The sequence below is a fragment of the Arthrobacter sp. Dra40 genome, assembly GCF_059091905.1.
Map to the genome: position 1 here is coordinate 1 of NZ_JBNHHB010000178.1, position 10,703 is coordinate 10,703.

Here is a 10,703-nt window from a genome sequence, read left to right on the forward strand (position 1 = left end):
GGTGCGGCTCACGCCGTGCTCTGCGATCAGCGTGTTCTCGCTGGGTAATTTGTCGCCGGGAGCGATGTCGCCGTCGACAATGCGCCGGCGCAGGTCATCAACCAGGGTGGCCGTTAGGTTCGGTTTCATCGCTCCCGTTTTCTCTGGGACAGGTGGGGGAACGACGGCGGTACGGAGCACTGCCGTCGTCATGGGGCCAAGACGCGGCGCGGTTAGGCGAGGCCGAACTCCACGCTGTCCGTCGTCCAGGCGCGGGCCTGGTCACTCAACGTGAAGCCCAGGCCCGGGCGGTCAGGCACGATCATGCGGCCGTCGCGGGTCTCGAGGCGTTCATTGAACAGCGGATCGAGCCAGTCGAAATGCTCTACCCACGGTTCACGCGGGTAGGCGGCGGCCAGGTGGAGGTGGATCTCCATCGCGAAGTGCGGTGCCAGATCCAGTCCGGCCTGGTCCGCCAGCGTGGCGAGGCGCAGGAACTGCGTGATGCCGCCGACCCGGGGGGCGTCGGGCTGGATGATGTCGCACGCGCGGGCGGTGATCAGGCGTTCGTGTTCGGCCACCGAGGCAAGCATCTCGCCGGTGGCAATCGGGGTGTCCAGCGCGGCAGCCAACGCGGCGTGGCCTTCGGCGTCGTAGGCATCCAGCGGTTCTTCGATCCAGACCAGGTCGAACTGCTCCAGACGGCGGCCCATCCGGAGCGCGGTGGCGCGGTCCCACTGCTGGTTTGCGTCCACCATGAGCGGTACGCCGTCGCCAATGTGCTCGCGGACAGCGGCGACGCGGCGCAGATCCTCGGTTGAGTCCGGCAAGCCGACCTTGATCTTGATGCCGCCGATGCCTTCGGCAAGGGATCGGGCGGCACGGTCCTTGACCTCGTCAATGGAGGCGTTGAGGAAGCCGCCGGACGTGTTGTACGTGCGGACGGAGTCGCGGTGGGCGCCCAGGAACTTGGCCAGCGGCAAAGCTGCCCGCTTGGCCTTGAGGTCGTATAGCGCGATGTCGAGAGCGGCGATGGCCTGGGTAGCGACGCCGGAGCGGCCCACCGACGCGCCGGCCCACAACAGCTTGTTGTACAGCTTGGCGATGTCGTTGGGGTCCTCGCCGATCATCGTCTCGGCGACTTCCTTGGCGTGGGCGTACTGGGCCGGGCCGCCGGCCCGCTTGGAGTAGCTGAAACCAACTCCCTCGTGGCCTCGTTCAGACGTGATCTCGGCAAAGAGGAGCACCACTTCGGTCATCGGCTTTTGCCGCCCGGTGAAGACTTTGGCATCGGAGATAGGGGTGGCCAGCGGCAGCCTGGCAGTTGAGAGTTTGACATGCCGGATGGCATCAGGCGTGTAGGGCACGGCGGTCCTTAAAGCGGGAGGGGCTGGTTAAGAAATACTATAAGCTCGGTACTTGTTATACAAGGACCGAGCCGGGCCGGACAGATCGGGCTGACGAAGCGTAACGTGCTAATCCACGGGAGTGAGCAGGGAGCCGCACCGGAGGTAGCTGCGCAGGTTTTCGAGCGTCACTGCGGCCATCTCGGCGCGCGTCTCGCGGGTGCCGCTGCCCACGTGGGGCAGCAGGACGACGTTTTCCAGTTCCATCAGGCCGGCCGGCACGTGCGGTTCATCGGCAAAGACGTCCAGTCCGGCGCCGGCCAGCCGCCCGCCAGCCAAAGCGGACACCAAGGCTTGCTCGTCCACGACTGTGCCGCGGGCGATGTTGATGAGGTAGCCATCGGCGCCGAGCCTGGCCAGCACCCCGGCGTCCACAAGCCCGGCGGTCCCCGGGCCGCCGGTCACGGCGACGACCAGTACCTGGACGGCTTCGGCCAGTTCTGCCGGTGAGGCATGGTAGGTGTAGGCGGAGCCTTCGAGGGGTTTGCGGTTGTGGTAGTGGATGCGGCAGTCGAAGGCTTCCAGCCGCTTCGCGATGGCCTCGCCGATGCGTCCCAGGCCCAGAATGCCTACCGTCTTCCCGGAGGCGCGGGTTGTCAGGGGAAAGGAGGACGTTGCCCACTCGCCGCGGCGAACGAAACGGTCGGCCGCGCTGATCCGACGCAGTGCACCCAAGTACAGCGCCAGCGCGGTGTCAGCCACGCAGTCAGTCAGCACGTCCGGAGTATTGCTGATCAGGATTCCGCGTTCGTTCGCTTGGACAACGTCGGTGGCATCGTAGCCCACACCGAAGTTTACGATTGCTTCGAGGTTCTCGAGTTGGCGCATCAGGCCGGCATCTACCCCAACACGTCCGGAACAGACGGCGACTCGGATCCTGCTGGCGTGTTGTTGCAGGAATGTCCCTCGCTCCGGCCCGTCCGGGAGCATCAGTGCGCCGAATTCATTGGCCAAGGCTGCGGCGACCGCGGGGTTCACCGGACCCACCTGGAGGATCTGCTCGCCGCTGATGGGTGGGGTTCTGGGGGCGTGCGCCGCTGTGTGGGTGGTCATGACTGAAACAGTAAGAACTCCGCGGATTCGCGTCCAACACGCAGATGGCATGGACCCATGCCGTCAGGGCATGGACCACGACCTGTCCGGAAATAGTGGAGCCCTCCAAGGGTCAGGGCCCCGGCGGTGCTGCCCTCTGATGTACGGAACCGTTTTCGGGCTGAATCGAACGAGGAGCCGCCCAGCGCGAGGCTGTCAGGAACCAGACCAGTGGACCAAGAAGGGGCAGTACAAGCACCACCAAAAACCATCCTGCTTTCGCTGCGCGCCGTCGGCTGCTTCGCCGGATGCTGACCAGGGCGCCGGCCGCCAGAAGCACGGCGAAGGGCCCGGCGCATACTGCAGCCGAAATCCAGATGACTGAATCGAACAGCATAGGCTCCCCCTCCCTGTGTGGTCACAAACCCGGCTGACCGGCGGCGCCCACGCCGCAACATCATGAGTCTAGAATCGCACCGTTGCCGCCGCCATCCACCGGCAGGATGACTTCGGGGCGGTGCCGCTCCTCCCGGGTATCAGGCGCCGCGGCCTCCTAACCTTCCGGCGGGAACTGCGCCAGTACCTTATGCATCGTGTTGAGGTTCCTGGTGGTGATCAAGGGCTTGTACTTGGCTTTGGCCATGTGCTTGGCCAGGTTCGACTCCAGTGTGCTGCCTATAGGAACTTCCCAATACAGGACATCGCCCCCTGAGACAGCGCGTTCTTCTGGTGAGAGCCCGGGACAGTCCTCGAGTAGGAGTTTCACGACGTCTTCACCCGTGGTGAGTACCGCGTAGGCATGCCGCGGAGCGCCGTCCTCGGCTGGGGTGAACGGGTAGCCGCCGATGATGGCCGCGACTTCCTGCGGCGTCTTGACTATCACCCATGCGTCGTAGCCGAAAGCAGTCCGCAGGGCTGCCTGGATGCTCTCCTTGACCGCGCCGAGGTCAGTTTTGTCGGCACACAGCACTACGTTGCCCGAGGCGAGCACAGTCTTCACGTGAACGAAGCCTGCCTCAGTGAGAACCCGCTGCAGATCTTTCATCGCGATGCGGATACCGCCGACGTTTATGCCCCGCAAAAACACCGCAAGAGGCCGGATGCAGGCGGGACCTTTGGAAATATTTTTCACAGCGCTTGGGGGGCTGATGGAATCACGTTTTTCATTGTATGCGGCAGGTGTGATCTATTGGCCGTTTTGCGCCGCAGGACTCCGGCCAACCAGAATTCGACTGAGCGCATATGTACCACGGAAGGCTTACAGGGGCGCGGTCAAACTACTCATATTGGTAAACCATTAACCAAAGGTGGCCTGCCCTTTCCCGGACCAAAGGGTCGGAATCGCTCCCTTGTCTTACCCTCGGACCACTCCTACGCTGAATGCAACGGGACGGCATCCAATGAGGACGCCGGATCATTGCCGGGGCACTGTGCCGGGTTGCTGAAGAGTCGTCATCCGCAGAGCTCCACCAATGGCTGCATAAGGGCCGGATGGATAGACACCGCCCGGCCAGTGGGGAAGCAGAGCATGGCTCTGGAGACACGATGAAGAGCGGTGGGGGACGTTCCTTTGCTGGACGTACCTTGGGGGATTCATGGCTTATGTACTAAGTGTCGATGTCGGAACAAGTTTCACGGCAGCAGCGATTGCGCGCTTTGGGGGTGAAGATCGAAAGGTTCAACAGCCGCAAACTGTAAATCTGGGTGCGCGGGCCGCGGCCGTGCCGTCGGTCATTTATGTGGGGGCCGACGGCGCCGTCCTGGTGGGGGAGGCGGCTGAACGACGGGCCATTGGTTCGCCTGACCGTGTGGTCCGTGAATTCAAGCGGCGCATCGGTGATTCAGTGCCGATCATGGTGGGGGATCTGTTCGTCCCACCTGAGGATATTTTCGCAACGGTGGTGCGGTGGGTTGCCGACCGAACGCAGGAACGCGAGGGCGAACTGCCGGAAAGCGTTGTGGTCTCCCATCCGGCCAGCTGGGGTGATTATAAAACCGGACTCATCCGCCGTGCTCTGGCCGGCGTGGGGTTGGCAGACGCCATCCTGCTCAGTGAGCCGGAAGCGGCAGCGCTGCATTACGCCTCGCAAACGCGGGTCAGCGAAGGCAGCTTGATCGCAGTTTATGATTTCGGCGGCGGGACCTTTGACGCTGCCGTGCTGCACAAAAACGACGCGTCCTCGTTCACGCTGTTGGGCAGACCTGAAGGTCTGGAGCGGGTCGGTGGTGCGGACGTCGACGACCTCGTCTTTGGCCATGTGGTTGAAAGCCTGGACGGCGGGCTCAGCGGTGTGGACCCCAGCACAGAGCAAGCGCGGGTGGCACTGGACCGGATCCGGCGCGAGTGCGTCGAAGCCAAAGAAGCCCTGTCAGTTGATTCCGAGGCCACGATCCCGGTTTTGTTGCCGGAGCTGCAGACCGGAATCCGCCTAGTGCGGGCGGAGTTTGAGGGCATGATTTCCCAGCTGGTGGGGGACACGATCGGCTCCCTCCGCCGGGCTCTCGAATCAGCCGAAGTTGCAGCCGACGATTTGAAAGCAGTCCTGTTGACGGGCGGCTCGTCCCGCATCCCGCTGGTTGCTCAATCGCTGTCCGCGGAGCTAGGTCGCCCCATCGCCGTAGACGCGGATCCCAAGGCATCGATCAGCCTGGGTGCCGCGTACTTCGCGGCCCGGAATTACTTTGCTTCTGTTCCGGACGATGCCGTGGAACGCGAGCCGGAGCTGTCTATTCATGTGACCACCAGTGCCGTGGCACCGTCTCACCTTCATCCACACGCCGCGCCCGCAGCCGATGGCGCCGAGGGCGCCCGGAAACCAGTCCTGGCCATGCGGGCCGCGGCTGTAGCAGTGGCGGCGGCGGCGCTTACCGTGCTGACCGCAACGGCCGCCCAAAGCCCCCACGAATTCGGCCTGTTTGGCTCATTGTCAGGAGTTGCCCAAGGGAGCACCGGAGAACGGAACGCGTACGTTCCGGATGGAGCAACTCAAGCGCGTGAAGGAGCCGGACCGGCCAATTCGGTGATGGCAGCGGACCCGGCGCCGCTTGGCCTGAGTCCCGTGGTCTCCTGGGACAATTCCGCGGCGAAATCCACGGACACGGCAGCACCCGGTGGAGACGGCTCCCCAGGGTCCGCGGGTTCCGCAGGTTCCACGCAGGATACAGCGACGGGCGGATCAACGACGGCGCCGAACGGGAAGCCGGCGACGGGTACCGGCAGCACGTCATCAACCGACGGCGGTTCAGGGCAGGCTTCAGGGTCGGCTAGGGATAACGGCGCCAACACACCGACCCCGGGCACCGGTGGCCCCGCGGCGCCAGGAACGCCGCCGCCTGGCTCCGTTCCCGAACCGTCCCCTGCCAATCCGCAGCCGACGGTCCCTCAGCAACCGACTATCGAGCCTGTGCCGGATCCGGCGGAGCCACCGCCGGTCGAGCCTCCTCCTGCACCTGAACCTGAGCCCTCGTTTACCCCACCGGAGACGGCAGCTGTTGAGCCTCCGCCGACGGAGGAGCCGACCGCACCGGCTGCGGTGGATCCGGCCCAGACATCTGCTCCCTCGGCTGATCCAACCGAACCGCCTTCTCCGGCGGGGGCATGACGGCAGTGGTTCCGGCCCAGCCCGAGGGCAGGCGGTTGGTCAACCGGGAGGCTGCACAGCTGGTGGCGGAAGCTACTGCGGAACCGACGGCACGTCTGGTAGCCACAGTGTCCGGGGCTGGAGGTTCGGGCAAGAGCATTCTGCTAGAGAACTTGGCGGCCGCCTATGGGGAGGCAGGGATCCCCGTCCGCTCGGGCAAGCAGGCACTTGGGCAGGACACGGTGGAAGAGGGCGCCACCGTGTTGATCGACGACGCTCATCAGCTCTCGGAAACCGAGCTGGAGCGTGTCCATCAATTGGTGGACGGGCAGGGTGTGAACCTTGTGATGGCGTTCCGGACGTGGCCGCAGCTGCCCGCGTTGAAACGGCTGACAGCAGTGCTTGAGTCACACCGGAGGCCCGTCTTGCTGGGGCCTTGGACCCGGGACGAGATCGCCGTTCATGCCGCGGCTACCCGATCCCGTCCGCTGCCGGGCGCTAGCTTGGACCGAATTTTCGAGCTCACCGGCGGTATGCCCTGGTTGGTCCAGCATGTGTTGGAAGAAATCGGCGACGATGGCCGCCATCTTCCAACCGATCCGGTCAGGTTCAGTGCCCTCACGAACCACGTGGGTTATGAAGTCGAACGACTGGAGCCGGAACTGCGCGAGTTGCTGGTGGCCCTTGCGGTCGGTTTCGATCCGGCAGGCCCGGTTCCTTCCGGACTGCAGGCGCTGCCGGGCGGGATCGCCCCCCTCATGTCGCAGGCGGCGGCGGCAGGACTGATCCTGCCAGAAGGGAATCTTGTTCCGCTGATGCGCAGCGTTCTGCTGCACTGCACACCGCCGCATCAAGTGCGGGCGGTCCAGCACTCCTTGGCAGATTGCTTCTCCGACAGCAGTGCTCCGGCGCTCACTGCGGTTGCCCGTGCTCTGGCACAGAGCGGGTTCCAGGACCCGCGGGTGGCGGCGGCCCTTGAAACGGCGGGTGACGATGCTCTGGCTACCGAGCCGCAGTTGGCGGCAGCACTCTACGGTGAAGCGGTTGCTGCCGGCGCCGACGGTGCGGCAACAGCCTCGCGCCGCGCTCAGGCGGCCTTGGTGACCGGAGACCTGGAAGCGGCGGGCCGGATTCTCGATCCGCTCCTGGCCCGGCGGGAGGCACCGGACAAACCTCGCACCGCACATGTTGCAGCGTCATTGTGGGCGCAGCGGGGCTTGATGGCCCGCAGCGCCCAGGTCTACCGATGGCTCGGATCTCCTGCTACAGACACGTCCGCGGCGCTCGCCGCCGTCGTCATGATCGGAACGGGTGAGGCGGGCTCCGCCCTAGGTCTGCTCAACGGCAGCGGCCGGGACGACAACTCTCCAACACTGACCAACGTTGCCGTGTCGCTGATGGGCCAAGGTATTGCCGCGTCCATCGGCGAGCACTTCGACCAAGCACTTCCGGCGCTGGTGCGGGCATCCGACATGCTGACCGCCTCCGGGGCCGCCATTCCGCTGCCGGATAGCCCGGCAGCCCTTGCAGCGGTGGTCGCGCTGCACAGCGGGGAGCTCTCCGTTGCGGAGTCGGTCCTCGACGATGCGCTGTCCGGAGGCCAAGGAGGTCCGGCCGCCCGCCTGAGGCTACTCCTCCTGCGCGCCTGGGTTGCCATGTTGCAGGACCACCCGGACACCGCGGGGGCAGCCATTGCCGAAGCGACGGCCAGCGGAATACGTCCCACGCCGCGGGATCAATTGTTGCTGGATGCCTTGCAGGTGGGGCTGGCGCGCCGAACCGATGACACAGCCGGCCTGGTGCGGGCGTGGGAACGCGCCCGGGGTCGCGTGCTGCACGTCGCCGTCGACCTTTACAACCTCTTGCCGTTGGGGGAACTCGCAGTAGCAGCTGCCCGCCTGCGCGATTCCGCACGGCTTCAACAGCATCTGACCGAAGCATGGGCACTGCTGGGGAAGCTCGGTGAACCAGCGTTGTGGTCCACTTCGTTGCATTGGTACGCCGTGCAGGCAGCTATCTTGGCGGACAAGCCCCGCGAACTCGCGCCCCATGCCTCGGCGCTGGTCAGGGCTTCGGGGACGTACCACTTGGCGGCTGTGCTTGCAGGTGCCGGCCGAACCTGGGTCTCGGTGCTGGCTGGCAGGATCGAGTCGCGCGTTGTCGAAGAATCCGCCCGGGCGCTGGCGTCCGTCGGCCTCACCTGGGACGGGGCGCGGCTCGCCGGACACGCGGCAGCGCATGCGGACGAACGTAAGGACATGAGCCGTCTGTTGGCCTGTGCCAGGGACCTGCATCCCGGAACGCGGGGGACGATGGAGGCACGAACCATGGATGCGCCGCCGGCTGAGCCGGCCGCCGCGGGGCAGGTGGGGCGGATGACGGTTCCAGCGGGAGGCACGCCTGGGCCGGAAAGCCCTGTACTGAGCGAGCGGGAGCGTGAGGTTGCCCGGCTCGTCCTGGAGGGCAAGACCTACCGGGAGATCGGCGCAGCTATTTTCATCTCGCCGCGGACCGCAGAGCACCACATTGCCCGTATTCGCCGCCGGTTAGGGGCCGCAAACCGCTCGGAGCTGCTGACCAAGTTACGGCTTGTGCTCGGGGACGACAGCTCTCAGGGACCATAATTCCGCGCATGGTCAAGCCGGGGACCCGTCCCTACCTAGTCCCCGGACACCGCGAACCCCCTGCAAGGGCAGGGTCGCGGGGGAGGAACCCCCGATGCCGGCAGCAGCACCCCGACCGTAGCTTTGAACCAAGCCCAGCAACTCAGCTGGGCGGGCCACCATCCATAGTTTGGCCAGACCAGTAGGAAACGAATGGGGATTCACACAATGCCTACGCTTGCAAGCTCTCTTCTTGAATTCATTATGAACCTGCTCCGTGATCCGCGCGCTGCGGCCGAGTTCCAGGATGACCCGGAGGGCGCCTTGGCCGAGGCCGGTCTGGGCGACGTGTGCGCCGATGACGTCGACGCCATCATGCCGGTCATCCTCGATTACGCTCCGGTGGACGCCAGGTCGTCCTTTGACCGCGAGTACAACACCGGCGGCAACCACTCAGGTGGCGACACCGGAGACTGGTCCAGTGATAACTCCGGCAACGGCAGTTGGGGTAACGGTGGTTGGGGCAACGACGGCGGCATGGGGCATGGCGGCGGAGGGCACGGTGGCGGGGGCCACGGCGGTGGCGGTCATGGTGGCGGGGGCCACGGCGGTGGCGGTCATGGTGGCGGGGGCCACGGCGGCGGCGGTCATGGCGGCGACGACCACGCCCACGCCGTCCAGCAGTTGACGCACATCGTGAACAACTACTCGTACACGTCCACGGTGGACGACCGCGACACCATCACTGACCAGTCAGTCAACCAGAACATCTGGGCCGACGGTGACGTCAACCAGTGGTTCGACAACGACGCCGTGATCGCCTCGGGCGACGGCTCGGTTGCTGCCGGCGGGGACGCCACCTTGGACAACTCCGAGGACAATTCGGAGGATAACTCCACCGACAATTCCACCACCGTGACGACTGGCGATGTTGATGGCGACGTTACCGTCGGGGATACCGACAACTCCGTCGAGGACTCCTACAACGACGACTCCTACAACACGGACCTCGACCTGGACGTCGACGTGGAGGATTCGTTCAACGACAACTCCGACAACTCGGTGGACAACTCCGACAACTCCACTACTGACGTGGACATCGACGTGGACGACTCGTTCAACGACAACTCCGACAACTCGAAGGATTACTCGTCCGACAATTCCACGAACGTGGACATCGACGACTCGTTCAACGGCGATACCACGGAGATCAACGTGGAGGATTCCTTCAACAAAGAGGTCGAGGTCGAGGATTCGTTCAACGACAACTCCACGAACACGGACGTGCAGGTGGACGCCCAGATCGACGTCGAGGATTCGTTCAACGACAACTCGGTCAACGACTCCGTCATCGTGGCGGACAGCGAGCTGGAAATCGAAGACAACGTAGTGGTCGCCGAAGAGACCGCCGAGTAACCGATCTGATATCTGAATTACGACAGATCAACTGTCCAGCAGGAGGCCGGGGGACCTCCTGCTGGACGGTGTCGCGGTCCGGCCGCATGGCCGGAGCTTTGAAAGGGGTACGGTGGTCGAACTCGTCAAGCTGGTGGACCAGGGCCTGGCACTGGCCAGGAAGGGCGAGCGCGCGGACTTGCAGCGGCGACTGGAACAAACCCGCAGCCGATTGCTTGATCCGAGCACCCGGGTGATCGTCGTCGGCGAATTCAAGCAGGGCAAGAGTCAGCTCATCAATGCGCTGGTTCATGCACCTGTCTGTCCTATTGACGACGACGTCGCCACCTCGGTGCCAACTGTGGTGAAGCACGGCGAAACCGCCTCGGCCGTGATCCTCGTGCCGAAGGGGAACGCCGCCGCGGCCGAGGGGGACGTTGAACTGGAGCGCCGTCCAATTGCCCTTCAGGAACTCGCCGAGCACGTCTCGGAACGGGGGAATCCGGGAAATGAGCGCGGGCTGGCGGCCGCGGAGGTCTTTCTGCCCCGCAAGGTGCTAACCGGCGGACTTGCCCTGGTCGATTCCCCGGGTGTCGGGGGATTGGACTCGGCCCACTCCCTGACCACCCTGACAGCGTTGCCTACCGCCGACGCCATGCTGCTGGTCTCCGATGCCTCGCAGGAGTTCACCGAACCCGAAATCAGGT

Annotated in this window: 9 protein-coding genes; 4 read left to right on the forward strand and 5 right to left on the reverse strand. The window is 64.9% G+C overall.

Features of this window, described 5'->3' with window-relative positions; all coding sequences use genetic code 11:
* The 5 genes from AC5RWT_RS29865 to AC5RWT_RS29885 all read right to left on the reverse strand — a co-directional run.
* Nucleotides 1–129: GntR family transcriptional regulator (locus AC5RWT_RS29865; RefSeq protein WP_494083378.1), on the reverse strand; the 129-nt coding region annotated here is incomplete at its 3' end.
* A gap of 83 nt (nt 130–212) precedes the next feature.
* Entirely contained in the window at nt 213–1,346 is a 1,134-nt protein-coding gene (locus tag AC5RWT_RS29870; protein ID WP_494083370.1) for an L-talarate/galactarate dehydratase, read from the reverse strand.
* A 108-nt stretch (nt 1,347–1,454) separates the two neighbouring features.
* Complete coding sequence (locus tag AC5RWT_RS29875; RefSeq protein ID WP_494083371.1) at nt 1,455–2,438, reverse strand: 2-hydroxyacid dehydrogenase; 984 nt, start codon at nt 2,436–2,438, stop codon at nt 1,455–1,457.
* 112 nt (nt 2,439–2,550) lie between these two features.
* Nucleotides 2,551–2,814 carry a PLDc N-terminal domain-containing protein gene (locus tag AC5RWT_RS29880; RefSeq protein WP_494083372.1) on the reverse strand — a complete coding sequence of 88 codons (264 nt, stop codon included), beginning with the start codon at nt 2,812–2,814 and terminating at the stop codon, nt 2,551–2,553.
* 156 nt (nt 2,815–2,970) lie between these two features.
* Nucleotides 2,971–3,549 carry a DUF1697 domain-containing protein gene (locus AC5RWT_RS29885; protein WP_494083373.1) on the reverse strand — a complete coding sequence of 193 codons (579 nt, stop codon included), beginning with the start codon at nt 3,547–3,549 and terminating at the stop codon, nt 2,971–2,973.
* A 589-nt stretch (nt 3,550–4,138) separates the two neighbouring features.
* Here AC5RWT_RS29885 and AC5RWT_RS29890 point away from each other — a divergent pair.
* The 4 genes from AC5RWT_RS29890 to AC5RWT_RS29905 form a co-directional block, all read left to right on the forward strand.
* Nucleotides 4,139–6,019: an Hsp70 family protein gene (locus AC5RWT_RS29890; RefSeq protein ID WP_494083374.1), complete on the forward strand. Its 1,881-nt coding sequence runs from the start codon at nt 4,139–4,141 to the stop codon at nt 6,017–6,019.
* On the forward strand, nt 6,016–8,622 hold the full coding sequence (locus tag AC5RWT_RS29895) for a LuxR C-terminal-related transcriptional regulator (protein ID WP_494083375.1): 2,607 nt from the start codon (nt 6,016–6,018) through the stop codon (nt 8,620–8,622). Before AC5RWT_RS29890 ends, AC5RWT_RS29895 begins: the two co-directional genes overlap by 4 nt.
* 207 nt (nt 8,623–8,829) lie before the next feature.
* Complete coding sequence (locus AC5RWT_RS29900) at nt 8,830–10,017, forward strand: IniB N-terminal domain-containing protein (RefSeq protein WP_494083376.1); 1,188 nt, start codon at nt 8,830–8,832, stop codon at nt 10,015–10,017.
* 112 nt (nt 10,018–10,129) lie between these two features.
* Nucleotides 10,130–10,703: dynamin family protein (locus AC5RWT_RS29905; RefSeq protein WP_494083377.1), on the forward strand; the 574-nt coding region annotated here is incomplete at its 3' end.